Here is a 23,050-nt window from a genome sequence, read left to right on the forward strand (position 1 = left end):
CTCGGCGACCCGTTCCGCCGCGACGCGCTGGCCAAGCCCGTGCGCATGCTCGACAAGTACAAGGACTACGTTTGAGCGCTGAGCAGACAAGCACGTGACCATCCCTTGCCCGGACATGCCGGGCAGGGGATGATCCGGACCCGGCGGCAGGCGGCGCATGCGATACGCGCCGCCTGCCGCAACCCGCTCCGGTGTCATCGAGCGCGGCCACGGCCCCCGGCGGCGAGCCATTCGCCAACCTACGAACTACTATATAAGCCGTGGCGCGTGACCCCTGGGCAGAGCAGGAGACAAGCAAAGTGATTCACCATCAGCAGCAGCAATCCAGCGGCCTGAAGCACGGGCTGAAACAGCGCCACATGACCATGATCGCGCTGGGCGGCGTCATTGGCGCAGGCCTTTTCGTCGGCAGTGGCGTCGTCATCAAGTCTGCCGGCCCGGCGGCTGTCATTTCCTTTCTCATCACCGGCTTGCTGGTGGTGCTCGTCATGCGCATGCTGGGCGAAATGGCGTGCGCGCTGCCCACCGTGGGCTCTTTCTACGAATACGCCCGCGAAGCCTGGAGCGACCGCCCGGCCATGGGCGAGCTGGCCGGGTTCCTGACCGGCTGGATGTACTGGTATTTCTGGGTGATCGTGGTCGCGCTGGAGGCCGTGGCCGGGGCCAGCCTGGTGCAGTTCTGGCTCCCGGACGTTCCCGCGTGGAGCATCAGCCTGGTGCTGCTGGTGATGCTCACGCTCACCAACCTGATCTCGGTGAAGTCCTTTGGCGAATTCGAGTTCTGGTTCGCCTCGATCAAGGTGGCTGCCATTGTCGTGTTCCTGTTCCTGGCCGGGCTGTTCGTGCTCGGCATGTGGCCGGGCGCTACCGCCAGCGTGGCGCACCTCACCGTGCATGGCGGCTTTGCGCCTAACGGGATCATGCCGGTGTTGACAGGCGCGGTAGCGGCGACGGGGTTCTACTTCGGCGCCGAGATCGTCACCATCGCCGCGGCGGAAACCGCCGAGCCGCAAAAGGCGGTGGCCAGGGCCACCAGCTCGGTCATCACCCGCGTGCTGGTGTTCTATGTGGGCTCGGTGCTGCTGGTGGTGTGCCTGGTGCCGTGGAACTCCGCCGGCATCGCCACGCCGTATGTCAGCGCGCTCAATGCCATGCGCATCCCGGCAGCTGCGCAGATCATGAACGCGGTCGTGCTCACCGCCGTGCTGTCGGCGCTGAACTCCGGGCTGTACGCCTCGTCGCGCATGCTGTTCGCGCTGACCAAGCGCGGCGATGCGCCCAAGGGGCTGGCCAGGCTGAGCCGCAACGGCGTGCCGGTCAGGGCCATCCTGTTCGCCACGCTGTTCGGCTACGGCGCGGTGGTGATGTCCTATGTATCGCCGGACAAGGTCTTTGCCTTCCTGGTCAACTCCTATGGCACCGTCGCCATCTTTGTCTACATCCTGATTGCCATCTCGCAGTTGCGCCTGCGCGCCCGCCTGGAGCGCGAGGCGCCGCACCGGCTCAAGGTGCGGATGTGGGCCTTCCCCTACCTGACCTGGGTCGCCATCGCTGGCATGGTCGGGATCGTCGTGGCCATGGCCTTTATCCCCGACCAGCGCACCCCGCTGCTACTCGGCGTGGCCAGCCTTGGCATCCTGGTGCTGGCGTACGCCGTGCGCCAGCAGCTCCGAAAGCACGCGGCCGCCGCGCCGCTGGGCGAGGTGCGGCGGGCTGACTGACACGCCCAGCGCCTGAACCGGCTTGCCGCGATGCGTGCCATCGCGGCCTCCCGCTGCCTCCCAACGCCTCCCAACGCCTTGCAGGCCGCCGCGGCCATCCTGCGCGCCGGCCCGCCCGCGCCTGCCCGGCCGTGTACCTGATGCACGGCATTCCGGGAGCGCACTGGCCCAAACGATTCATCGGATCTGGCCCTACAGCATTGCGCTTCACCTCTCTATGCTGCAGTCATAAGCCGCACAGGTCCGGCACCCGGATCACCGGCACCAACAAGGACATCAAGGAGACGCAAATGGCAAACCCCCAGGTAACCGCAGCCACCCTGCAAGCTTTCAGCGACGCGTGGAACCGCCACGATATCGAAGCGCTGATGGGCTTCATGGCCGAGGACTGCGTGTTCCACGCCGTGGCCGGCAGCGAACTGTTCGGCCGCAGCTTCGAAGGCCGCGCCGCCGTGCGCGAGGGCTTCCAGCTGGCCTGGCAGGCGTTTCCCGATGCAGCGTGGCTTGACGGCGAGCATTTCGTCGCTGGCGAGCGCGGCGTCAGCGAATCCACCTTCCGCGGCACCAAGGCGGACGGCACGCGCATCGAGGCGCGCATGGTGGACGTGTTCACCTTCCGCGACGGCAAGATCGCGGTGAAGAACGCGTACCGCAAGGATCGCCCGCCCGTTGCCGCCGCCGGCTCCGTCGCCGCCAACTGATTCCAGCCCCGCCAGAGGGCATTTGAGGATGACAAACATGGACGCCACCGCCGCAAGACTGATCCTGCCCGAAGGCCACGCCACCGCGCCTTCGAAGCCGTACGACCCGGCCTACGACCCGCTGGTCGCGCCCACGCCCGGCCAGGGCCGCGAGTACGCTCCCACCTACTGGATCGGCACGGCCGGCGAGCCGCCGCCCGACGATGGCCCGATCACGCACGATATCGACGTGGACGTGGCCATCATCGGCTCCGGCTTCACCGGGCTGACCTGCGCGATCTTCCTCGCGCAGGAGCACGGCATCAAGGCGACCGTGCTGGAGGCCAACCGCGTGAGCTGGGGCTGCAGCACGCGCAACGGCGGCCAGGCGCAATGCGCCTCGGGCCGGCTCAAGCGCTCGCAGTGGATCCAGCGCTACGGCCTGGACACCGCGCTGCGGCTGCATGAAGAAGTGTGCGACGGCATGGAGACCTTCAAGGGGCTGATCAAGGACATCGACTGCGAACCGCAGCCCGGTGGCCACCTCTACATCGCCCACCGCGCCAAGGTCATGCCCGCGCTGGAAAAGGAAGCCAAGGTGCTGCGCGACGTGTTCAAGTACGACGCGCGCATCCTGGATGCCGACACCGTCAAGCGCGAGTACGTCGACGACAAGGAAGCCGCCGGCGCCATGCATGAGCCCGAAGGCATCGGCATCCATGCCGGCAAGCTGGCCTTCGGCTACCTGCGCCGCGCGCGCGCGCTGGGCGCCAAGGTGCATCCCTCCAGCCCGGTGCTGAGCTGGGAGACGCGCGGTGGCGTGCATTACCTCAAGACGCCTGGCGGCATCGTGCGCGCCCGCGCGGTGGGCGTGGCCACCGGCGGCTATACCTCGCCGAGCCTGCACGCGCAGCTCAAGAACCGGCTGTTCCCGATCCTGTCGAACTCCATCGTCACGCGCGTGTTGACGCCCACGGAGCGCGAGGCGTGCAATTTCCGCACGACGCAGGTCATCACCGATACCCGCATCCTGCGGCACTACTACCGCCTGATGCCGGACGGCCGCCTGCAGATCGGCAGCCGCAGCGCCATCACCGGCAACGATGCGCCGCAGCATAAGTACAAGGACAAGCTCATTGCCGACCTGCACCGCAAGTTCCCTGCGCTCGAAGGCATCCAGATCGACTATTCTTGGTGGGGCTGGGTCGACGTGAGCCATGACATGATGCCGCGCATTTTCCAGCCGGACCCGGCCCAGACCATCTACTACGCAATGGGTTACGGCGGTAACGGCGTGATGTATTCCGCGCAGGCGGGCAAGCGCATGGCGGCGCTGATCGCGGGCAAGAGCGCGGGGCCGGAACTGCCGATCTTCCGCTCGGCGCTGCCGTTCCCGAATGTGCGCGAGATGGTGGAAGCGCAGGCGTTCGCGCCGTTCCGCCGCTTCGGGCAGTGGTTCCTGTATCGCTGGTATCACATGAAGGATGAAGTGATCTGAACCTGGAAGGCTGCAGGTTGAAGGTTGAAGGTTAATAAATGCGGGGTCCCCCAAGAACCGCTATCCCACTCAAGACGAGGAGCCAGGCATGGGCCGAGGCCATCAATCCGTACCCCCGCAGCCAGGCCGCCGCGGCGTGCTGCGCTCGCTCGGCGCACTCGGCGCCGGCGCCGCGCTGACCCACCCGGCGCTGCAAGCGCTGGCGGCCGCCGCCGATGCGCGCATCGAGATGCCGTTCGAGAACGGCGAGCGCGAACTGGTGGCCTTCCCCCAGAAGCGCCCGCTGATCCTGCTGACCAGCCGGCCGCCGCAGCTGGAGACCCCGTTTGGCGTGTTCAACGAGGGCCCGATCACGCCCAACGATGCCTTCTTCGTGCGTTACCACTGGAGCGGCATCCCCACCAGCATCGATCCGCAAACCTACCGGCTGCGCGTGGGCGGCAAGGTCAACGCCCCGCTGGAACTCTCTCTCGACGAGATCAAGCGCCTGGCCACCCCGGTGGACCTGGTGGCGGTCAACCAGTGCTCGGGCAACAGCCGGGGCTTTTTCTCGCCGCGCGCCAACGGCGGGCAACTCGGCAACGGCGCCATGGGCAATGCGCGCTGGACCGGCGTGCCCCTGAAAGCGCTGCTGGACAAGGCCGGCGTGCAAGCCGGCGCCATGCAGGTGAGCTTTGACGGCATGGACCGCCCGCCGCTGGAAGGCAGCCCGGACTTCGTCAAGGCACTGGCCATCGACCACGCGCTCGACGGCGAGGTCATGCTCGCCTGGGCCATGAACGGCGCGGACCTGCCCATGCTCAACGGCTATCCGCTGCGCCTGATCGTGCCGGGCTACTACGGCACCTACTGGGTCAAGCACCTGGCCGATATCCAGGTGCTGGACAAGCCGTTCGACGGGTTCTGGATGAACGCGGCCTATCGCATTCCCGACAATCCCTGCGCCTGCGTGGCGCCCGGCACGGCCCCCGCGCGCACGGTGCCGATCAACCGCTTCAATGTGCGCTCTTTCATCACCAGCGTGGCCGATGGCGCCAGGGTGCAGGCCGGGCGCCAGACCGTGCTGCGCGGCATCGCCTTCGACGGCGGCCATGGCGTTGACGAGGTGGCCCTGTCGACGGACGGCGGGCGCACCTGGCGCGCGGCGCAACTGGGCAAGGATCTGGGCCGCTACTCCTTCCGCGAATGGACGGCGGCGTTCACGCCGCCAAGGAAGGGCGAATACGAACTGAAGGTGCGCGCCAGCAACCGCATCGGCCAGAGCCAGCCGCTCACCGCGCTGTGGAACCCCGCCGGCTATATGCGCAACGTGGTGGAAACCACGCGCGTGGTGGCAGCATGAAGGAGGCCGCCATGCAACTCGCCAAGCCCTTGCGCCGCCACGGCGGGATAGTCGCCTTTGCCCTGTGCGCTGCCGGCATGGCGAGCGCCGCGCTAGCACTGGAAATCACGCTGCCGCCAGAGACCGCGCGCTACACGCCGAGCGACCTGCCCGGCTATCGCCTGGTGCAGCAGAACTGCATGACCTGCCACTCCGCGCAGTACGTGCTGACGCAACCGCCATCGTCGCCGCGCGGCTACTGGGAGGCGACGGTCAAGAAGATGAAGAAGCCTTTCGGCGCGCCGTTCGCGGATGAAGACATCCCCGCCATGGTCGACTACCTGACCAAGACCTATGGCGCGGAACGCACGGCCTACGCTGCCGCGCCCGCGGCGCCAGGCAGCGCGCCAGCGCCGGCTGCCTCAGCTTTGATCGCCGGCAGCCATGATCCCCAGGCCCTGCTCGCGGCCAATGGCTGCACCGCCTGCCACGCCGTCGACAAGAAGGTGGTGGGGCCCGCGTTCAAGGAGGTCGCGGCAAAGTACGCGAACCAGCCGGGCGCTGCGGCGCTGGTGGCGCAGAACATCCGCGCGGGCGGCGCGGGCAAGTGGGGGCAAGTGCCGATGCCGGCCTATGCCGCACTCTCCAAGGAAGACCTGCAAAGCCTGGCGGGGTGGATCCTCGGCCGCTGAGAAGCCGTGGCGCCGGACTGCGGGCAACCCGCATTTCCCCGGCGCGCGGCTTCGCCCATAATCTGCCGCACATGACAACGGCCCGGCGCACCTCCACAACGGCGTCCACGGCAATGGCCACAGCAACGGGAGCGGCATGGCAAGCGTAGGCAAGGCAAACACGTTCTGGAACCGGCTGCTGCAGCTTTCCTCCGATTCCGGCGTCAGCCTGCAGGCGCAGTTGCGCCAGCAGCTGGTGTCGGCCATTCTCGCCCGGCAGTTGCCGGAAGGCAGCGCCCTGCCCTCCAGCCGCGAGCTGGCGGCCACGCTGGGCATCGCCCGCAACACGGTGATCCTGGCTTTCCAGCAACTGGTCGAGGAGCGCTTCCTGGAGACCAAGCCGCGGCGCGGCTACTTCGTGGTGGAACAGTTGCCCAGCGCCGCCAGGCCTGGCTCAGCGCAGGCCCGGGCCATTGGCGCGGCCATCCCCGAGGACACAGGCGAAGGCCGCCCGGACTGGGACGCGCGGCTGCCGGACATGACCGGCAAACGTGCGATCGTCAAGCCCAGCGAGTGGCAAAACTATCCCTACCCCTTCATCTACGGCCAATTCGACCCCGCGCTGTTTCCCACCGCCGACTGGCGCGAATGCTCGCGCATGGCGCTGGCCGTGCTGGAGATCCGCGGCTGGGCGTCGGACCTGATCGACCGCGACGATCCACTGCTGATCGAGCAGTTGCAAAAGCACATCCTGCCGCGCCGGGGCGTGTGGGCCAACCCCGACGAGATCATGGTCACCATGGGCGCGCAAAACGCGCTCTACCTGCTGGCCGACCTGCTGATGCAAGGCGCACGGGTCGGGCTGGAAGAGCCGGGCTATAACGATGCGCGCCACATCTTCGGCATGCGCGCGCGCGAGGTCGTGCCGCTGGCGGTGGACGAGTCCGGCCTGTGCCCCGACGACGCGCTGGCCCAGTGCGACTACGCCTTCATCACGCCCAGCTACCAGTGCCCCACCACGGTCACCATGCCGCTGGAACGGCGCGAGACGCTGCTGCTCGAAGCCCGCCGCCACGACGTGGTGCTGATCGAGGACGACTACGACACCGAGAACCCCGCGCTGACCCAGCCCATCCCCGCGCTGAAAAGCCTGGACCGCGATGGCCGCGTGATCTACGTGGGCAGCCTGTCCAAATCCTTCGTGCCCGGCATCCGGCTCGGCTACATCGTCGCCCCTGCCGCCGTGATCCGCCAGGCGCGCGCGCTGCGCCGCTTCATGCTGCGCCATCCGCCCGCCAACAATCAGCGCGCCACGGCGCTGTTCATCTCGCTGGGCCACCACGACGCGCTGCTGCGGCGCGTGGCGCCCATCTTCCAGCGCCGCGCCGAGATCCTGCGCGACATGCTGGCGCGCCACCTGCCGCAGGCGCGCGCGCGCAACTCGCCCGGCGCGTCATCGTTCTGGGTGGAAGGCCCGCCCGGGCTCGACGCCCGCAAGCTGGCCGCGATCGCGCTCACGCACGGCGTCATCATCGAGCCGGGCGACGTGTTCTTTTCTACCGATGCGCCGTCGCCGCACTTGCGCATGGGCTATACGGCCATTGCGGAAGAGCGGATCGAGGAAGGAGTGAAGCTGCTGGGGCAGTTGATCGGGCAGGCGATGGTGCGGTGACGGCCCGGTGAAGGCGCACGGCGCGGCCGCGCACGCGATGCGTTGGTTTGCTCCGCCCTACCCGCCCTACCCGCCCTACCCGCCCTACCCGCCTTACTCGCCTTACTCGCCTTACTCGCCTTACTCGCCTTACTCGCCTTACTCGAATACCGGCCGGAAGAAACTACGCTCGTAGCTGACGATGCATTGCGTTTCCTGCGCGTAGCGGAACGCCGCCTGGCACGCCGGATCGTCGAAGGACTGGTTGCGATAGACCTCGTACAGCGCAAGGCTGGGGAAGGAGAACAAGGCCAGCGCCACGTTGTTGGCGCCTTCCGACGGCAGGAAGTAGCCATGATGCTGGCCGCCGAATTTCTCGACCAGCGGAATCCACAGCTTGCCGTAGTGCTCGAATTCCTTGACCTTGTTGGGGTCGACGATATAGCGCAGGTAGCAGGTGATCATGGTGGGGTGGTTGTCCTGGGTTGATTTTGCTTTGACGATGCGGCCTTCTCTTGCCTCAGCCGCCCGCCGCGCCGCCGCCAAACCCGATGACTTCCGACGCCAGCGCCCGGATCGGCCGGCCGAAGCTGGTGATGGCCGGCAGCGTGGCGTTGTGGTGGCGCCGGATCAGCTCGGCGCTGGCATGTGGCTTGTCGTGCGTGGTGTGCGCGTCGGCGGCGAGCGTGATCGAATAGCCAAGCCCGGCGGCGCGGCGCACGGTGGTGTCCACGCAGAACTCGGTGGCATAGCCGCAGATGACCAGGTGCTTCGCCCTGAGGCGGTCCAGCAGCGCGGCGAGTTCGGTATGCAGAAAGGAGTCGGGCGTGGTCTTGCGCACGCGGTGGTCGTCGGCCGTTACGACCAGCGTGCGCTCCAACTCCCAGCCTGGCGAGCCGAACGACAGCGCGCCGCCAGCCTGCTCGTGCTGCACGAACACCACCGGCACGCCGGCTGCGCGCGCCCGTGCCGCGAGGCCGTTGATGCGGCCGAGCACGGCATCGGCATCGCCCGGCCGTGGCGCGTCGTCGAACAGGCCACGTTGTACGTCAATCACGATCAGAGCGGTTTGCATCAAACGAAGGGCGGATGGCCGTTGGCAGGACAGCCGCCAGCATAAGCGACCCTCCGCGCGACCGCAACGCAATGCGCCGAAATCAATGCAAAGGCGGCGAGGCCAGCTTGACTCCACCATCCGCCGGCGTCCCGCGATCAAGCCGAATGGCCAGCAGCGCCACGGCCACTGCCGCTACCGGCACCAGTGCCGCCACCCAGGTCACGGCGCCAAGCCCTGGCCCGCGCGTGATGACCACCCCGCCCAGCCACGCCCCAATGGCATTGCCCAGGTTGAAGGCCGCGATATTGAAGCTCGAAGCCAGGCTCTGCCCTGCACCGCGGGCACGCTCCAGCACCCACATCTGCAGCGGCGCCACGGTTGCGAAGGCGGCCACGCCCAGCAGGCCGATGAAGATCACGGACAGCACCTTGCTGTGCAGGACAAAACTCATCAGCCCGAGCACCACGGCCAGCGCCAGCATGCTGCCAAGCACGGTGGCCTGCAGATGGCGGTCCGCCAGCTTGCCGCCAAGCAGGTTGCCGGCCACCAGGCCCACGCCGAAGACCAGCAGGATGGGCGAGACGGCGCTGTCGGCAAAGCCGGTGATCTGCGTCAGAATTGGCGCGATATACGTGAACACCGCAAACACGCCGGCATAGCCCAGCACCGTGGTCAGCAGCCCCAGCAGTACCGGCCGGCGCATCAGCGCGCGCAGGTCGCGGCGCAGGTCCGGGGCTTGCGGTGCTTCGCGTTCGGCCGGCACCGCCAAGGCAATCACCAGCACCGCCACCAAGCCGACGGCGGCCACCGCCCAGAAGCTGGCGCGCCAGCCGTAGGCCTGGCCGAGCCAGGTGCCGAACGGCACCCCGAGCACACTCGCCACCGTCAGCCCGGTGAACATCACGGCAATGGCAGAGGCGCGCTTGTGCGGCGCCACCAGCCCGGTGGCAACCACCGAGCCCACGCCAAAGAACGTGCCGTGCGCCAGCGCGGTGAGCACCCGCGCGGCCATCAACAGCGCATAGTTTGGCGCCAGCGCGCAGGCCGCGTTGCCGATGGTGAAGATCACCATCAGGCCAAGGAGCGCCGTCTTGCGCGGCCAGCGGGCGGTCAGCGCGGTCATGACCGGCGCGCCGGCCACCACGCCGAGCGCGTAGCCGGAAATCAGCAAGCCCGCCGCCGCGATGGAGACGCCGAGGTCGGTCCCGACCTCCAGCAGCAGGCCCATGATGATGAATTCTGTGACGCCGATGCCGAAGGCGCCGGCGGTCAAGGCATAGAGAGCGAGTGGCATAGGGAGTATGTGAAGCGGTATGCGGTATGCGGTATGCGGTATGCGGTATGGGTTACATGCAATCCAGGAAGCCGGAGCAGCATGCTGCGAAGTATGGGGACGGGGAGATTGGTGCGGTAGACTGCCCACACGAACAACATTTATGAATTGAATTCACAATGTCGAGGCTCGAAGTCAACCGCTCCGGCGAGATGGAAGTGTTCGTGCGGGTGGTGGAACAGGGCGGGTTCTCCGCCGCCGCGCGCGCGTTGCGCATGACGCCGTCGGCCGTGAGCAAGCTGGTGGCGCGGCTGGAGGCCCGGCTCGGCGCGCGACTGGTCAACCGCTCCACGCGCCGCATCGAGCTCACGGCGGAAGGCAGTGCCTTCTATGAACGCGCCGTGCGCGTGCTGGCGGACCTGGACGATGCCGAGCGCGGTGCCGCCGCCAGCGCCGTGCCCCACGGCCGCGTGCGCATCAATGCCAACGTGCCCTTTGGCGACCACTTCCTGCTGCCGCTGGTGCCGGAATTTTTGGCGCTGTATCCGGACATCCAGCTCGATATCGTGCTGACCGACCAGGTCATCGACCTGATGGAGGAACGCACCGACGTGGCGATCCGCGCCGGCGAGCTGAAGAGCTCGCAGCTGGTGGCCCGCAAGCTGGGCGAGACCCGCATGGTGGTGGTGGGCGCGCCCGCCTACCTGGCGCGCTGCGGCACGCCCCGCGTGCCCGCCGACCTGGCCGGGCACAACTGCCTGAAGCTAGGCTACGCGCGCGCGATCGAAGGCTGGCCGATGCTCGAAGGCGGGCAAGCCACCATGGTGGCGCCGCTGGGCAATGCCATGACCAGCAATGGCGACGCGCTGCGGCGGATCGTGGTCGGCGGGCTGGGGCTGGCCAGGATGGCCGTGTTCCAGGTCCGCGAGGACATCGCCGCCGGGCGGCTGGTGCCGCTGCTGGAAGCGTTCAACCCCGGCGACCTGGAGGCGGTGCATGCGGTATACCTGGGCCAGGGCCGCCACTTGCCGGCGCGGGTGCGGGCGCTGCTGGATTTCCTGGCGGAGCGGGTGGAGATGGGAACTTAGGGACGCGGATCCGCCGAGACGCCTGGCTTGCTACAAGCGCCGATCGCGCGTCTAATCATTTGGAGGCTGTTTCAAGATGAGGCGGCAGGAGGGCGATATGCGCTGCACGAATTGCGGCTACGCGAACCTCGCAGGCGCCAACTTCTGTGAGGCGTGCGGGGCGCGGCTTGCGCGCATGTGCCCGCAGTGCGGCGCGGAGGCCACCCCCATTGCCAAATTCTGCCGCGCCTGTGGCGTTCCGCTCATGGATTCCCCGTCAGGATCGCCTCTGCCTTCCGGGCCAGCAGTCCCGGCCCCTGTCCACTACACGCCTCCCCATCTGGCCGAGCGCATCCTGGCTGAGCAGGCGGCAATGGAGGCCCGGGGCGAAACGGCCGGTGAGCGCAAGACCATCACGGCCCTGTTCGCCGATATGGCGGGCTCGACGGCCTTGACCCAGGACCTGGACCCCGAGGAAACGCGCCGCCTCATCGACCCCGTGGTGACGCTGATGATGGAGGCCGTGCACCACTACGAAGGCTACGTGGCCAAGTTCCTCGGCGACGGCATCCTGGCGCTGTTCGGCGCCCCCATTGCCCACGAGGACCATGCCCTGCGGGCCCTGTACGCAGCCCTGCGCATGCAGGAAGCGATGCGCCGGCACAGTGACCAGGTCCGTCTGGAGCAAGGCATACCGCTTCAGATCCGGATCGGCATCCACACGGGCGAGGTCGTGGTGCGCTCGATTCGCAAGGATGACTTGCACACGGACTACGATCCGGTCGGGCATACGATCCACATCGCCTCGCGCATGGAAGGTATCGCCACGCCGGCGTCCATCCTCGTCAGCGAATCCACCCATAAGCTGACGGAGGGGTATTTCGAGTTCAAGGCCCTGGGCACCACACATGTCAAAGGCGTCCGGGATGCGCTGGCGGTCTATGAGGTGATGGGCCTCGGGGCAATGCGCACGCGCCTGCAAATCGCGGCGCACCGTGGCCTGGCCAGGTTTGTGGGGCGCCAGGCCGAATTGGAACAGTTGCACAACGCGCTGGCGCTGGCCAAGGCGGGCCGCGGGCAGGTCGTTGCGGTGGTTGGCGAGGCCGGGGTCGGAAAATCCCGGCTGTTCCATGAGTTCAAAGCGAGATCGCAGGCGGACTGCCTGGCGCTGGAGACCTTCTCGGTTTCGCACGGCAAGGCCTTCGCCTATCTACCGTTGATCGAGCTCTTGAAGAACTACTTTCAGATCACCGCACAGGACAGCGACCGAAGCTGCCGCGAGAAGGTGACCGGCAGGCTGCTCACGCTGGAGCGCTCCCTGGAAAGTCATCTGCCCTACTTGCTCTATCTGCTCGGGAGCATCGAACCCGGCTCGGCACTGCCGACCATGGACGCTTCGATCCGACGTCAACGCACCTTCGAAGCGATTGCTTGCCTGCTGGTCCGCGAGAGCCTGAATCAGCCCCTCGAGGTCATTTTCGAGGATCTGCAATGGCTGGACAGCGAAACCGAGGCCTTCCTCAATCTGCTTATCGACCATGTGCCGGGGGCAAGGATCATCCTGCTGGTCAATTACCGCCCGGAGTATTCCCATGACTGGGGCTCCAAAGACAACTACGCCCAGCTGAGCCTGCAGCCATTGGGCCCGACCGAAGCCCAGGGACTGCTCACCGCGCTGCTCGGTGATGATCGCAGCCTGGTGCCGCTGAAGCGACGCATCCTGGACAAGACCGAAGGCAATCCGTTTTTCATGGAGGAAGTGGTCCAGACTCTGGTCGAGGAGACCGCCTTGCTCGGCCAGCCCGGCTGCTACCGCATCGAGAAGGCGCCCGCCTTGCTGCACATCCCGACCACCGTCCAAGGCGTGCTCGCGGCCCGTATCGACCGGCTCCCGCTCGCCCAGAAAGAACTGCTGCAAACCCTGGCCGTAATCGGCAAGGAGTTTCCATTGAGTCTCATCCTGCACGTCACCAGCCTGGCCGAAGACAAGCTGCGCCCGCTTCTGGCCGACCTGCAGGCGGCGGATTTCATTTACGAGCGGCCCGCATTCCCGGAAATCGAGTACGCCTTCAAGCACGCCCTGACGCAGGAGGTTGCCGGCAATTCGCTGCTCACCGAGCGACGCAGCGCGCTGCATGAGAGTACGGGCCAGGCCATCGAGGCCCTCTTCCATGGTCGGCTGAAAGACTACTGCAGCGAGCTCGCGCACCACTACAGCCGTAGTGGCAATATTCCAAAGGCTGTTGCCTACCTCCACTGTGCCGGCCAGCAGGCCCTCCAGCGTTCGGCCCAGGCTGAAGCGATCCGGCACCTGAGTACCGCCATCGAACTGCTCAAGCGGATGCCGGACAACCCCGAACGCACGCGCCAGGAACTCACGCTGCTGCTCACCCTCGGCCCGGCCCTGATGGCCGCTCGCGGTCAGGCCTCCCCGGATGTGGAGGCAAACTACAAGCGCGCGCTGGCCTTGTGCGAGCAGGAGAGGCAAACACCATACGCCTTCTCGGCTCAGCTCGGACTGTGGGCGTTTTATCAGCTGCGTGCGCAGTACGAGATTGCACACCCCCTTGGGGAACGGTTGCTTGGCCTCGCCCTGGAAACGCAGAAGCCTAAGCAGCTTGCCGAGGCGCATCGCGCGATCGGCGCCACGGTGTTCCGCCTTGGCAAGCTGGACATGGCCCGCGACCATATAGAACAGGTGCTGGCATTGCAGCGCCCGGACCCGCCCGTGTATGACTTTCTCCTCGGATACGGGCGGGATCCGGCCGTCCACGCCACGAGCACATTGGGCTGGATCCTGTGGTACCTCGGCATGCCGGATCAGGCCCGCACGCGCAGCCAGGAGGCCCTGGCGATGGCCAGGACGCGCCCGGACGCCTTTAACCTCGCACTTTGCCTTGTCTTTGCGGCTGAAGTGCACCTGTGCCGCAGGGAGGTGCAACTGACCCGCGAGTACGCCGAGGCCGCCATCGCGGTCTCGTGCGAGCAGGGATTCCCGATCTACCTGGCGTGGGGAACCGTCCTGCTTGGCTGGGTGCTTGCCGAACAGGGGAATCATGCGGAGGGGATAGCCCAGATACAGCGGGGCCTGGCCGCCTATCAGGAGACCGGCGCAGCGCTGGGACAGCCAAATCTTCTGGCCCTGCTCGCGGATGCCTACGGAAAGGCGGGGCAAATCCATGCCGGACTAGCTGCGCTGGCCGAGGCGCAAGCCTTGGCAGAAGAGACGGGAGAGCGGCTTGACGAAGCGACGCTGTATCGCCTCAAGGGAGAACTGATACTCCGGCAGTCAAGCCTGGCACCCTTGTCGCCCACCGGCAGCGATGAAGCCGAAGCGTGCTTTCAGAAAGCGATCGCGGTCGCCCGCGACCAGGGTGCCCGGTCACTGGAACTGCAAGCCGTGCTGAGCCTGGCCGGCCTATGGCGCCGGCAAGGAAAGCTGAGCGCGGCGCGCCGTGCGCTGGCGGTAATCCATGGCAGCTTCCGCGAGGGCTCCGATACCGCAGACTGGCAAGAGGCCAAAGCCCTCCTGGATGATCTGACGCGGCAGGATGGCACGACCCCGGTGCCTTCTCCCGAATGACTCAGATGCAAACCCGCTTCCTGGCACTGTGGTCGCGTTCGGGCGGCACGCAGGCTGTCGAGGCCTATGCGGATCTTGCGCGCTGCTATGCCGAGCCGGCACGGCACTATCACACGCTCCACCATGTTCGCCGCTGCCTGCGCGATCTGGACTGGGCGCGCAGCGCGATTCCCGATACTGACGCCGTCGAGCTGGCGCTCTGGTGCCACGACGTCATCTATATTCCCGGGGCGCAAGACAATGAGCAACGCAGCGTTGAGTGGCTCCGCTACTGGGCCGGAGGCCGGATTGCCGCAACGGAGCGCATCGCCGGGATGATCCTGTGCACCTCACATGCCGGCATGGCCGCGAATCTGGCAGGCCAATTTACCGCCGACATCGACCTTGCCGTGCTGGGTTGTGCCCGCGCGCGCTTTCGCCAGAACGGCGCGCACTTGCGGGCCGAGCGTCCTGACCTGGATGAGGTTGCCTATGATTGCGCCGAACGGGCTTTCCTGCGCGCCCTGCTTGATCGCCCTCGCATCTATCACACCGATCTGTTCCATGCTCGCTATGAAGCGCGCGCACGCCGCAACCTGGCGTGGCGGCTTGCGCAGCCGGCGGCATCCGGGGCCTCGTCTTGCATCAAAGAAATTCCCCTCTGATATCGATGGTCGAACGCTGGCCAATGTGGTCGTAGTGCGCCTCCAGCCACGTCCCGGCCTCAGTCCTTCCCTTGTCACGCAGCGAACAAAGGAAGGCCCAGTCAGCGTTGTACTTGCTCGACACGCCCAGCGCGGCCATCGTCTCATCCGACCGGATCGAGTGGATCATCATCTCCTTCATTTCGCTCCGGTCGATCTTGCCTTGCTGGATCAGCGAAGTCACGAATGCGATGGCGCGCATCTCTCGGATGAGGGATGAGTTAAAGCTGACTTCGCTGACGCGATTGAGAATGTCCGCGGCCGTGGTCGGCACGCCACGGCGCACGATCGGGTTGATGTGCACGATCACGACGTCATGGGTATTGCAGTGATAAATCAGCGGGAAAATTGCCGGGTTGCCAACATAGCCGCCGTCCCAATAGTGCTGGCCATCGATGGCCACTGCCTGGAACAGCGTTGGCACACAGGCTGATGCCAGTACCGCGTCGATGCACAGGTCCTCGCCTGAAAAGATGCGTATCCTTCCGGTCTCGATATTGGTCGCGCACAGGTAAAGATGAATGGGGCAGCGCTGGCGCAACGCTTCGAAATCTACCTGCTTCGCCAACACATCCCGCAGCGGGTTCATGTTGTTGGGATTGAACTGGTATGGCGACAGGAGACGCAGAACGATGTCGGCCATCGCATACAGCGGAGAATGGTCCAGGCCCAGGGTGTGTGTCCCCTTGATCCACGGCACCCAGCGCAATGGACTGTATCGTTCAGCCGATTGGGCGATAGCGAGCCAGAAGTCATGCAGCGCCTGGCGCGCGCCGTCGCGCCCTCCCTGCAACAGCCCGTAAGCCAGCACGGCGGCATTCATGGCGCCCGCACTCGTCGCGCTGACGCCCTCGATGCCGAGTCGCCCGTCCTCGAGCAGCCGGTCGAGGACCCCCCATGTAAACGCGCCATGCATGCCACCGCCCTGCAATGCAAGGGCCACAGCTTTCTGTTCCCCATTCTGTTCCCCATTGTCAGGACTCATGCGATGCTCCCCTTCCATCCCTGACAAGCCGGCGATAGCGGTGGCTGGATAAGCGCCCACGGTCCGTCGTCAAGTATTGGTTTGGCCACGTCCTTTGCGCGCGAAGCAACGCAAAGGCTAACAAAAGATATTTGAAGTTAACACCTTGATGCGCATTTTGTTAGGGCTTCTTAGCACTTGGTTCCCGGAGGAGGGAAAGGACTGCTGCGCCGGATACGCTGGCGTCGCGCCGCTTTCAGGTTGGGAACGGACAAGCTGCGCCAATGCGCGAGGCAATCCCGGCGCGTTACCGGTTACCGGTCACAGCTCATCGGCCGCCTGCAGCCCCTTCTCCACCATATCCAGCAACCGCTGCCCGATCTGGTGTGCCTGCCCTGGCGACATCGCCACCATGCGCAGCGGCCCGTCGATGACCAGCATCGACAAGCCATGCACGGCGGACCACGCGAGGTATTCGGCGCCGGGACGGCGCGCGGCGGACAGCACGCCGGCCTCCATCATCCGGTCCAGCGCCGCGCCGAGCAGTTGGTAGGGGTTGAGGCCGCTGTCGCCCGCCTTGTCAGGGACCGGCACGCCTTCCAGTTCGTCCGGCACCGAGAATGCCGTGCGGAACAGGCCGGGCTCGGCGAGCGCGAACTGCATGTAGCCGGTGCCGACCGCGCGCAGGCTGGCGCGCGCGAAGTCCGCGGGTGCCGCGCTGGCGTCCAGCGCGGCGAGTTGAGCCTCGATGGCCTGCGCCAGCGACGCCAGCGCAGCGGCGCGTACCGCCTGCAGCAAGTCCTGGCGGCCGGCGAAGTGGCGGTAGGCGGCATTGGGCACGACCCCGGCGCGCCGGGTGGCCTCGCGCAACACGACCGCATCCGGGCCACCATCGCGCGCCAGCTCCATGCCGGCTTCCAGCAACGCGCGGCGCAGGTCGCCGTGCCGGTAGGTGCTGCGTAGCGCTGGGGTGGTGGCTGCCGCCGCATCCGCGGGAACGGCGGGAACGGCAGTGCCGCCGGCGTCGGCCGAATCCGTTGGGCTCGCGATGCGCGTGGTGCGCGGGATACTTGAAGAGCGCTTTGCGCCGGTCATTTCCTCACCATGTGGACAGCGTCCATTTTCTTTACTATTGTAGTGGACAGTGTACACAATGATTGACCGGATCGTCGCCATGACCCTGCGGCCCCCCGTCGCTCAAGGAGCAAGGATGGCAAACTCCACATCGTCCCCCTCGTCGCCCTCGCCCTCGTCCTCTTCGCACCTTGCCAGCGAAGCCGAAGTGCGTGCCCTGGTCGACACCTGGGTCAACGCCATGCGCGCGAAAGACGCCGTTGCCATGATGCGCAACTATGCTGAAGACGTGGTCATCTTCGATGTGGCGCCGCCCGCGCACTTGCGGACCCTGGGTGCGCGCCACCATTTGTTTTCGCAAGATCGCTGGCCGATGGCTGGTAGTGCATGAGCACGCATCGATGCCGGTGAGTTTCAACCCCTGACGCGTTTCAACCCTGGAAGTGGAAAGGAGACAAGATGCTAGTCCAACCCTATCTGTTCTTTGAAGGCCGTTGCGAGGAGGCGGCTGAGTTCTACAAGCGCGCCGTCGGCGCCGAGGTGGTCATGATGATGCGCTTCAAGGAGGCGCCTCCGCCGGAGTCTCCCCCGCCCGAAGGCGCTTGCGCGCCCGCGGCCGGCACCGAAGAGAAGATCATGCACATGTCCATGCGCATCGGCGAGACCACGGTGATGATGTCCGATGGCCGGTGCACGGGCAAGCCCGATTTCCAGGGCTTCTCGCTGTCCGTGACCGTGCCCGATGTGGCCAGCGCCGACCGCGTGTTCAACGCCCTGGCCGAGGGCGGCCAGGTGATGATGCCACTGGGCAAGACCTTCTATTCGCCACGCTTTGGCATGACGGCCGACCGCTTCGGCTTGATGTGGATGGTCATCGTCCTGGAGTCCTGAGCCGCGCTGCATCAGACTGAGCCAAGCCACGCCGGTCATTCCGGCGTGGCTTTTTTCATTGCTCGTTATGCTGCATATTGTGTCTTTTATTGGCCTGGCCAACGCCGGCTACTACGCCATCGAATCCCTGCGCATCGAGAAAGGCTACCGCGCCTGGAGCTGCGAGCTGACCACCGACATCAACCCCTTCGAGGCGGGGCTATCCTTCGCCTGCAAGCTCGACAAGCCGATCCCGTTCCGTGGCCGCGAGGCACTGCTGAAGCGGCGGCGGCGCGGTGCGCCCGGCGGGCTTTGTCACCTCGGCGGCCTTCGGGCATACGCTCGGTTGCCCGGTGGGCTTGGCGCTGCTGCAGAGCCGGCCCACGGGGGAGCGATAACTAGCGATAACGGTAAGGCTCAGCCTTGCTTGCCGTCGGGGCCGGACGTGGCCGTTGCCTGGTTGGACTTCAGTGCGCAAGGCGTCTGCGCTTGCTGCTTTGCCTGCGCCTGCTTCTGGGCGCGCGCGCGTTCGATAACGCTCCAGTCGGGACCGGCAAAGGCGGGCAGCGAGGCAGCGAGGGTCGTGACGCTCAGCAGCGCCAGCACGATGGTTTTCATGATTTGTCTTGAGACAGAATTGGCAATGGCAATGACATTGCGTGGAGGATCTTGATATTTGCATACTTGCCGGTCCGGCCGTGGGTGGAGGGGTCCCGGGGCCGGACCGGCAGCGCTGTATCAGGCGCTGGCCTGGCGGTTGTCAGCCGCGCCATGCGCCGGCGGGGCCGACACGCCGGTCAGGTCGCGCCCGGCGAGGTTCAGTGCCGCAGCTGCGCTGCCGTGCGCGCCGTCCGTGAACGGGTCGCGACGGTCGCCAACGCGAGCGCCATCGGTGAAGGGATCGCGGCGGTCGCCAACGCGGGCACCGTCGGTGAAGGGGTCGCGCTTGCCATTGTGGAGTGCGTAGCCGTACTTGTCGCCGGCGTTGGTGCTATCTTTCGGACCCGTTGCACCGGCTTGCGTTGCGGCCAGGAGGCAGACGCCGAAGGCGGCTGCGGAAACAAGGGTCGTGAAGCGCTTCTTATTCATGATTGCTGCTTAATTCCAGATTGGGCGGCACTTTCCACTGGGTGTGGAGCGGGATAGGCGGATTCTTGCGTCCCGCATGTCGTCTGTTTCGCCTTTTGATCTGCACCGCGTGTTCGATGCGTTCGATGCGTTCGATGCGTTCGATGCGTTCGATGCGTTCGATGCGTTCGATGCGTTGAGCAGCGCGGTACAAGCACACAGTGTAGCCACGGCGAATCATTCCTGGGATGAATTAAACGTCTCACTTCCAGTCGAATTTTTCACAACACAAAACCGCACGAGCCGCGCGTGTACGGTGATGGATCGCGCCATGGCCGCATCGGCGCATGCAAAACCCGACTGGCCCGCGCGACTTTAAATCATGTTGTCCGCGCGTATGGCATGGGTACACTCTGCACGCCCTTCCCCTGGCCCCAGACTGCCATCACAAGAAACAGAACACTCCCGGCCGCCCCCGAATGACAGACTCTCCTCGCCCTGCACCGCTCCAGCGGCCCTCCCCTGAAGACATCCGCAAGCGCATCTACGCCATCGTTGCCGCATCCTCCGGCAACCTGGTCGAGTGGTTCGACTTCTACGTCTACGCGTTCTGCGCCATCTACTTCGCCCCCTCGTTCTTCCCCAAGTCCGACCCCACTGCGCAACTGCTGAATACCGCCGGCGTTTTCGCCGCGGGCTTCCTGATGCGGCCGATCGGCGGCTGGCTGTTCGGGCGGATTGCGGACCGCCACGGACGCAAGAACTCGATGCTGATCTCGGTGCTGATGATGTGCTTCGGCTCGCTGCTGATCGCTTGCCTGCCCACCTACGGCGCCATCGGCAACTGGGCGCCCGCGCTGCTGTTGCTGGCGCGGCTGCTGCAAGGCTTGTCGGTCGGCGGGGAATATGGCACCACGGCCACGTACATGAGCGAGATCGCGCTCAAGGGGCGGCGCGGGTTCTTCTCATCGTTCCAGTACGTCACGCTGATCGGTGGCCAGTTGCTGGCCGTGCTGGTGGTGGTGGTGCTTCAGCAACTGCTGGATGAGGCGCAGCTGCGGAGCTGGGGCTGGCGCGTTCCGTTTGTGATCGGCGCGCTCACCGCCGTGGTGGCACTGGCATTGCGCCGCACGCTGCGCGAAACGTCATCCGCGGCTACGCGCGGCAACAAGGAGGCAGGCAGCCTCGCCGCGCTGTTCCGGCATCACAAGGCGGCGTTCCTTACCGTACTGGGCTATACCGCCGGTGGCTCGCTGATCTTCTACACGTTCACCACGTATATGCAGAAGTACCTGGTGAACTCCGCCGGCATGTCCATCAAGACGGCAAGCACGGTGATGACCGGCAGCCTCTTTGTCTATATGTGCATGCAGCCGCTGTTTGGCGCATTGTCCGATCGCATTGGCCGGCGCAGCAATATGCTTGCCTTTGGCGCGCTGGGGACGGTTGCCACCGTGCCGCTCCTGAGCGCCCTGCAGATTGTCTCCAGGCCGCTCGCGGCCTTCGTGCTGATCTCGATCGCACTGGCAATCGTGAGTCTCTACACATCGATCAGCGGCATCGTGAAGGCGGAGATGTTTCCCCCGGAAGTGCGCGCATTGGGCGTGGGGCTTGCGTACGCGATCTCCAATGCGATCTTTGGCGGCTCGGCCGAGTACGTGGCGCTGGCGCTGAAGTCAGCCGGCCATCAATCGGTGTTCTACTGGTATGTGACGGCGATGATGGCGCTGGCGTTCGGGGTCAGCCTGCGCCTGCCGCGCCAGGCCAGGCACCTGCGCCACGAGTATTGAGGCGCCAGGGCCATACACCGGGCTTCGGTCAGGCGGCGCGATCCCAGGCCTGCAGCTGTTCGGCCGTGGCACCGGCGCCGCCGCAGACGATGACCAGCACGTCGCTCGCCGCCGTCACCGCGGCAGGCTTGCGCTCCAGCGCGGCCAGCGCCGCGCCGCATGCCGGCTCCACCACGATCCGGTGCTCGGCCAAAAAGCGCAGGCACGCGCCCACCGCTTCCTTGTCCGTGACCACCTCGCTGACGATCGGATGCAGTTTTGACCACTCGAGCGATTTGGCGCAAGGGCTCTTGGCACCCAGCGAGGTCGCGATGCTCGTGATGGCGGGCAGCTCGACCTGCGCGCCGGCCGCCAGCGAAGCGGCGTAGGAATCCGCGCCAACGGTCTCGGCCGCGATGACGGGCACATCGTGCCAGCCATTGCGTTCCAGCCCGGCCAGCACGCCGCACAGCAAGCCGCCCCCGCCTACCGATAGCAGCACCGCGCCCGGCTTGACGCCGGCGGCGGCCACCTCGTCGATCATCGTCGCGTGGCCTTCCCACAGCAGGGGATCGTCAAACGGGTGGATAAACGCATACTCCGGGCGCATCAGCGAAAGCGCGTGATCGTTGGCCTCGCTCCATGCGCGTCCGTGCACGACCAGATCGGCGCCTTCGGCCGCGATACGCTCTCGCGCCGCGGCCGAGGTGGTCTCGGGCACGACGACGGTCACCGGCACGCCAAGCAGCCGCCCGCTGTAGGCGACGGCAATGCCCGCATTACCGCCCGACGAGCACACGAAGCGTTTTGCGCCCCACTCCTTGTAGGTCTGGCATGCATGGCCGACGCCGCGCGCCTTGAACGAGCCCGGGGGCTGCAAGGCCTCCATCTTGAACCACACCGAGCGCCCCAGCCGTGCCGAGTAGGACGTGGATCGCAGCAGCGGGGTGACGATGTGCAGGCTCACGGGCAGGGCTTTTTCAGCATGGGGCATGGTGGCGCTTCTTGGTTCTGGCATGAAGAACCTTGAATGTTAGAAGCCTGCCGCCTATGCGGTCAAATGCCTATCAATCCCGAAAGCTATACTTACAAGGCATAGCAATATTCAGAGGGCAACTGGCAGAGTATGCGAAACATCGAAACGCGGCACTTGCGCTACTTCATCGCCGTCGCGGAAGAAGGCAGCATCATCGCGGCATCCCGGGCGCTGAACATCACGCAGCCGGCCTTGTCGCGGCAGATCCAGGATCTGGAGGGGGTGATCGGCGCCCCGTTGTTCGAGCGGCATGCCAAGGGCGTGCAACTCACCGATGCCGGCACCAGCTTGCTGCACGACGCGAAGCAGTCGCTGCTGCAGCTGGAACAGGCACGCGACCGGGCCTATCGCATTGCACAGGGCCAGACCGGCTCCTTTTCGCTCGGCATCATGCCCAGCTACCTGGCCTCGCCGGTGACGCTGGCGATTCTTGCGCACTTCCGGGAGCACAACCCGGAGATCCTGCTCTCCATCGAGCCGCTGTTGTCATTGCAGCAGGCACAGGCAATCCGCGGCGAAGAGCTGGACGGCGGCATCATGGCCTGGCGCACGCCGGACGATGCCAGCCTGAGCGGCATCGCCCTGTACCGGGAGCGCTTTGTGCTGGCCGTGCCGGCGCAGCATGTCTCGCCGGCGAAGCGCGCGCGGCGGCTGGCCGACATCGCCGGCGAACGCTTTGTGTGGTTCAACCGCGAGAAGTCGAGCGCGCAGCACAGCCTGCTGATTGCGGCGTGCGCCAAGGCCGGGTTCACGCCGCATATCGTCCAGATCGGCACCGACACGCCAACCATCCTGGGGCTGGTCGCCGCCGGCATGGGCTGCGCGCTGGTGCCCGCCAGCTCACAACTGCACGCGCCGCCCACCATCGCCTTCATCGCGCTGGCCGACCTGACCGATGGTGTCGATATCGAGTTCGTATATTCGGCAGCGCACCGCTCGCCACGCGTGCAACGCTTTATCGAATCGGTCCGGCATGTCACCGGCACCAAGGCAAAACACGCACGCGGCAAGCCATAGGGCCGCAGCCACTCAGTGTGCCTCGCTGATCCTGTGCTCTGCCTACC

Annotated in this window: 23 protein-coding genes and 1 pseudogene; 16 read left to right on the forward strand and 8 right to left on the reverse strand. The window is 66.1% G+C overall.

The annotated features are described in order from the left end of the window. The first annotated feature begins 359 nt into the window (after nucleotides 1-359). The 6 genes from AC1RQK_RS25055 to pdxR all read left to right on the forward strand — a co-directional run bounded on the left by AC1RQK_RS25055 (nucleotide 360) and on the right by pdxR (nucleotide 7,563). Nucleotides 360-1,721 carry an amino acid permease gene (locus AC1RQK_RS25055; RefSeq protein ID WP_416053301.1) on the forward strand — a complete coding sequence of 454 codons (1,362 nt, stop codon included), beginning with the start codon at nucleotides 360-362 and terminating at the stop codon, nucleotides 1,719-1,721. Between the two features lie 290 nt (nucleotides 1,722-2,011). Then, complete coding sequence (locus AC1RQK_RS25060; protein ID WP_492811694.1) at nucleotides 2,012-2,422, forward strand: nuclear transport factor 2 family protein; 411 nt, start codon at nucleotides 2,012-2,014, stop codon at nucleotides 2,420-2,422. Between the two features lie 37 nt (nucleotides 2,423-2,459). Further along, on the forward strand, nucleotides 2,460-3,899 hold the full coding sequence (locus tag AC1RQK_RS25065; RefSeq protein WP_043356390.1) for an NAD(P)/FAD-dependent oxidoreductase: 1,440 nt from the start codon (nucleotides 2,460-2,462) through the stop codon (nucleotides 3,897-3,899). A gap of 88 nt (nucleotides 3,900-3,987) precedes the next feature. After that, complete coding sequence (gene sorA, locus AC1RQK_RS25070) at nucleotides 3,988-5,241, forward strand: SorA family sulfite dehydrogenase catalytic subunit (protein ID WP_492811696.1); 1,254 nt, start codon at nucleotides 3,988-3,990, stop codon at nucleotides 5,239-5,241. Nucleotides 5,242-5,252: 11 nt separating this feature from the next. Further along, the gene (sorB, locus tag AC1RQK_RS25075; RefSeq protein ID WP_492811698.1) at nucleotides 5,253-5,912 is read left to right on the forward strand and encodes a SorB family sulfite dehydrogenase c-type cytochrome subunit; all 660 of its coding nucleotides are present in this window, start codon (nucleotides 5,253-5,255) and stop codon (nucleotides 5,910-5,912) included. Between the two features lie 136 nt (nucleotides 5,913-6,048). Then, nucleotides 6,049-7,563, forward strand: coding sequence for a MocR-like pyridoxine biosynthesis transcription factor PdxR (pdxR, locus tag AC1RQK_RS25080; protein WP_492811700.1), 1,515 nt, complete (start codon nucleotides 6,049-6,051; stop codon nucleotides 7,561-7,563). 138 nt (nucleotides 7,564-7,701) lie between these two features. On the opposite strand, the gene AC1RQK_RS25085 is transcribed toward pdxR, so the two are convergent. The 3 genes from AC1RQK_RS25085 to AC1RQK_RS25095 all read right to left on the reverse strand — a co-directional run bounded on the left by AC1RQK_RS25085 (nucleotide 7,702) and on the right by AC1RQK_RS25095 (nucleotide 9,893). After that, nucleotides 7,702-8,007: an NIPSNAP family protein gene (locus AC1RQK_RS25085; RefSeq protein ID WP_492811702.1), complete on the reverse strand. Its 306-nt coding sequence runs from the start codon at nucleotides 8,005-8,007 to the stop codon at nucleotides 7,702-7,704. A gap of 55 nt (nucleotides 8,008-8,062) precedes the next feature. After that, the gene (locus AC1RQK_RS25090) at nucleotides 8,063-8,617 is read right to left on the reverse strand and encodes a cysteine hydrolase family protein (protein WP_492371730.1); all 555 of its coding nucleotides are present in this window, start codon (nucleotides 8,615-8,617) and stop codon (nucleotides 8,063-8,065) included. Between the two features lie 82 nt (nucleotides 8,618-8,699). After that, nucleotides 8,700-9,893, reverse strand: a complete 1,194-nt coding sequence (locus AC1RQK_RS25095; RefSeq protein WP_492371731.1) for an MFS transporter — start codon at nucleotides 9,891-9,893, stop codon at nucleotides 8,700-8,702. A gap of 158 nt (nucleotides 9,894-10,051) precedes the next feature. Between AC1RQK_RS25095 and AC1RQK_RS25100 the strand changes: the two genes are divergently transcribed. The 3 genes from AC1RQK_RS25100 (at nucleotide 10,052) to AC1RQK_RS25110 (ending at nucleotide 15,166) form a co-directional block, all read left to right on the forward strand. Then, on the forward strand, nucleotides 10,052-10,960 hold the full coding sequence (locus tag AC1RQK_RS25100; protein ID WP_174424649.1) for a LysR family transcriptional regulator: 909 nt from the start codon (nucleotides 10,052-10,054) through the stop codon (nucleotides 10,958-10,960). A 97-nt stretch (nucleotides 10,961-11,057) separates the two neighbouring features. Next, nucleotides 11,058-14,522 carry an adenylate/guanylate cyclase domain-containing protein gene (locus AC1RQK_RS25105; RefSeq protein WP_492811705.1) on the forward strand — a complete coding sequence of 1,155 codons (3,465 nt, stop codon included), beginning with the start codon at nucleotides 11,058-11,060 and terminating at the stop codon, nucleotides 14,520-14,522. Further along, nucleotides 14,519-15,166 carry an HD domain-containing protein gene (locus AC1RQK_RS25110; protein WP_492371733.1) on the forward strand — a complete coding sequence of 216 codons (648 nt, stop codon included), beginning with the start codon at nucleotides 14,519-14,521 and terminating at the stop codon, nucleotides 15,164-15,166. The genes AC1RQK_RS25105 and AC1RQK_RS25110 overlap by 4 nt, the downstream gene beginning before the upstream one ends. Here AC1RQK_RS25110 and AC1RQK_RS25115 read toward each other — a convergent pair. Both AC1RQK_RS25115 and AC1RQK_RS25120 read right to left on the reverse strand, forming a co-directional pair. Next, on the reverse strand, nucleotides 15,147-16,190 hold the full coding sequence (locus AC1RQK_RS25115; RefSeq protein WP_492371734.1) for a patatin-like phospholipase family protein: 1,044 nt from the start codon (nucleotides 16,188-16,190) through the stop codon (nucleotides 15,147-15,149). The two genes, AC1RQK_RS25110 and AC1RQK_RS25115, sit on opposite strands and share 20 nt — an antisense overlap. A gap of 300 nt (nucleotides 16,191-16,490) precedes the next feature. Next, nucleotides 16,491-17,264, reverse strand: coding sequence for a TetR/AcrR family transcriptional regulator (locus AC1RQK_RS25120; protein ID WP_492371735.1), 774 nt, complete (start codon nucleotides 17,262-17,264; stop codon nucleotides 16,491-16,493). 115 nt (nucleotides 17,265-17,379) lie between these two features. On the opposite strand from AC1RQK_RS25120, the gene AC1RQK_RS25125 reads away from it, so the two are divergent. From AC1RQK_RS25125 to AC1RQK_RS25140, 4 genes and pseudogenes are all read left to right on the forward strand, one after another. Continuing rightward, on the forward strand, nucleotides 17,380-17,634 hold the full coding sequence (locus tag AC1RQK_RS25125; RefSeq protein ID WP_492371851.1) for a hypothetical protein: 255 nt from the start codon (nucleotides 17,380-17,382) through the stop codon (nucleotides 17,632-17,634). Then, the gene (locus AC1RQK_RS25130; protein ID WP_370565984.1) at nucleotides 17,606-17,668 is read left to right on the forward strand and encodes a hypothetical protein; all 63 of its coding nucleotides are present in this window, start codon (nucleotides 17,606-17,608) and stop codon (nucleotides 17,666-17,668) included. The genes AC1RQK_RS25125 and AC1RQK_RS25130 overlap by 29 nt, the downstream gene beginning before the upstream one ends. A 34-nt stretch (nucleotides 17,669-17,702) precedes the next feature. Next, the gene (locus AC1RQK_RS25135) at nucleotides 17,703-18,134 is read left to right on the forward strand and encodes a VOC family protein (RefSeq protein ID WP_492371736.1); all 432 of its coding nucleotides are present in this window, start codon (nucleotides 17,703-17,705) and stop codon (nucleotides 18,132-18,134) included. A gap of 91 nt (nucleotides 18,135-18,225) precedes the next feature. Then, nucleotides 18,226-18,487, forward strand: a pseudogene (locus AC1RQK_RS25140) (glycine cleavage T C-terminal barrel domain-containing protein); the annotation flags it as partial. Nucleotides 18,488-18,530: 43 nt separating this feature from the next. On the opposite strand, the gene AC1RQK_RS25145 reads toward AC1RQK_RS25140, so the two are convergent. Both AC1RQK_RS25145 and AC1RQK_RS25150 read right to left on the reverse strand, forming a co-directional pair. Then, nucleotides 18,531-18,731 carry a hypothetical protein gene (locus AC1RQK_RS25145; protein WP_492371737.1) on the reverse strand — a complete coding sequence of 67 codons (201 nt, stop codon included), beginning with the start codon at nucleotides 18,729-18,731 and terminating at the stop codon, nucleotides 18,531-18,533. Nucleotides 18,732-18,851: 120 nt separating this feature from the next. Then, nucleotides 18,852-19,202, reverse strand: a complete 351-nt coding sequence (locus tag AC1RQK_RS25150; RefSeq protein WP_492371738.1) for a hypothetical protein — start codon at nucleotides 19,200-19,202, stop codon at nucleotides 18,852-18,854. 76 nt (nucleotides 19,203-19,278) lie between these two features. On the opposite strand from AC1RQK_RS25150, the gene AC1RQK_RS25155 reads away from it, so the two are divergent. Both AC1RQK_RS25155 and AC1RQK_RS25160 read left to right on the forward strand, forming a co-directional pair. Beyond that, the gene (locus tag AC1RQK_RS25155) at nucleotides 19,279-19,560 is read left to right on the forward strand and encodes a hypothetical protein (RefSeq protein WP_492811709.1); all 282 of its coding nucleotides are present in this window, start codon (nucleotides 19,279-19,281) and stop codon (nucleotides 19,558-19,560) included. Nucleotides 19,561-19,660: 100 nt separating this feature from the next. Then, nucleotides 19,661-20,971, forward strand: coding sequence for an MFS family transporter (locus AC1RQK_RS25160; protein WP_492811711.1), 1,311 nt, complete (start codon nucleotides 19,661-19,663; stop codon nucleotides 20,969-20,971). Nucleotides 20,972-20,999: 28 nt separating this feature from the next. Here AC1RQK_RS25160 and AC1RQK_RS25165 read toward each other — a convergent pair whose 3' ends face one another. After that, the gene (locus AC1RQK_RS25165; RefSeq protein ID WP_492371845.1) at nucleotides 21,000-21,917 is read right to left on the reverse strand and encodes a pyridoxal-phosphate dependent enzyme; all 918 of its coding nucleotides are present in this window, start codon (nucleotides 21,915-21,917) and stop codon (nucleotides 21,000-21,002) included. A gap of 159 nt (nucleotides 21,918-22,076) precedes the next feature. Between AC1RQK_RS25165 and AC1RQK_RS25170 the strand changes: the two genes are divergently transcribed. Next, nucleotides 22,077-23,003 (forward strand): LysR family transcriptional regulator, encoded by a 927-nt coding sequence (locus AC1RQK_RS25170; RefSeq protein WP_492371741.1) that lies wholly within the window; start codon nucleotides 22,077-22,079, stop codon nucleotides 23,001-23,003. Nucleotides 23,004-23,050: the final 47 nt, after the last annotated feature.

This window comes from Cupriavidus sp. GW822-FHT02D05, from assembly GCF_058802485.1.

Coding starts and splice junctions, on each gene's coding strand:
- AC1RQK_RS25055 (WP_416053301.1), top strand. CDS start 360: ATGACCATGATCGCGCTGGGCGGCGTCATTGGCGCAGGCCTTTTCGTC.
- AC1RQK_RS25060 (WP_492811694.1), top strand. CDS start 2,012: ATGGCAAACCCCCAGGTAACCGCAGCCACCCTGCAAGCTTTCAGCGAC.
- AC1RQK_RS25065 (WP_043356390.1), top strand. CDS start 2,460: ATGGACGCCACCGCCGCAAGACTGATCCTGCCCGAAGGCCACGCCACC.
- sorA (WP_492811696.1), top strand. CDS start 3,988: ATGGGCCGAGGCCATCAATCCGTACCCCCGCAGCCAGGCCGCCGCGGC.
- sorB (WP_492811698.1), top strand. CDS start 5,253: ATGCAACTCGCCAAGCCCTTGCGCCGCCACGGCGGGATAGTCGCCTTT.
- pdxR (WP_492811700.1), top strand. CDS start 6,049: ATGGCAAGCGTAGGCAAGGCAAACACGTTCTGGAACCGGCTGCTGCAG.
- AC1RQK_RS25085 (WP_492811702.1), bottom strand. CDS start 8,007: ATGATCACCTGCTACCTGCGCTATATCGTCGACCCCAACAAGGTCAAG.
- AC1RQK_RS25090 (WP_492371730.1), bottom strand. CDS start 8,617: ATGCAAACCGCTCTGATCGTGATTGACGTACAACGTGGCCTGTTCGAC.
- AC1RQK_RS25095 (WP_492371731.1), bottom strand. CDS start 9,893: ATGCCACTCGCTCTCTATGCCTTGACCGCCGGCGCCTTCGGCATCGGC.
- AC1RQK_RS25100 (WP_174424649.1), top strand. CDS start 10,052: ATGTCGAGGCTCGAAGTCAACCGCTCCGGCGAGATGGAAGTGTTCGTG.
- AC1RQK_RS25105 (WP_492811705.1), top strand. CDS start 11,058: ATGCGCTGCACGAATTGCGGCTACGCGAACCTCGCAGGCGCCAACTTC.
- AC1RQK_RS25110 (WP_492371733.1), top strand. CDS start 14,519: ATGACTCAGATGCAAACCCGCTTCCTGGCACTGTGGTCGCGTTCGGGC.
- AC1RQK_RS25115 (WP_492371734.1), bottom strand. CDS start 16,190: ATGAGTCCTGACAATGGGGAACAGAATGGGGAACAGAAAGCTGTGGCC.
- AC1RQK_RS25120 (WP_492371735.1), bottom strand. CDS start 17,264: ATGACCGGCGCAAAGCGCTCTTCAAGTATCCCGCGCACCACGCGCATC.
- AC1RQK_RS25125 (WP_492371851.1), top strand. CDS start 17,380: ATGGCAAACTCCACATCGTCCCCCTCGTCGCCCTCGCCCTCGTCCTCT.
- AC1RQK_RS25135 (WP_492371736.1), top strand. CDS start 17,703: ATGCTAGTCCAACCCTATCTGTTCTTTGAAGGCCGTTGCGAGGAGGCG.
- AC1RQK_RS25145 (WP_492371737.1), bottom strand. CDS start 18,731: ATGAAAACCATCGTGCTGGCGCTGCTGAGCGTCACGACCCTCGCTGCC.
- AC1RQK_RS25150 (WP_492371738.1), bottom strand. CDS start 19,202: ATGAATAAGAAGCGCTTCACGACCCTTGTTTCCGCAGCCGCCTTCGGC.
- AC1RQK_RS25155 (WP_492811709.1), top strand. CDS start 19,279: ATGTCGTCTGTTTCGCCTTTTGATCTGCACCGCGTGTTCGATGCGTTC.
- AC1RQK_RS25160 (WP_492811711.1), top strand. CDS start 19,661: ATGACAGACTCTCCTCGCCCTGCACCGCTCCAGCGGCCCTCCCCTGAA.
- AC1RQK_RS25170 (WP_492371741.1), top strand. CDS start 22,077: ATGCGAAACATCGAAACGCGGCACTTGCGCTACTTCATCGCCGTCGCG.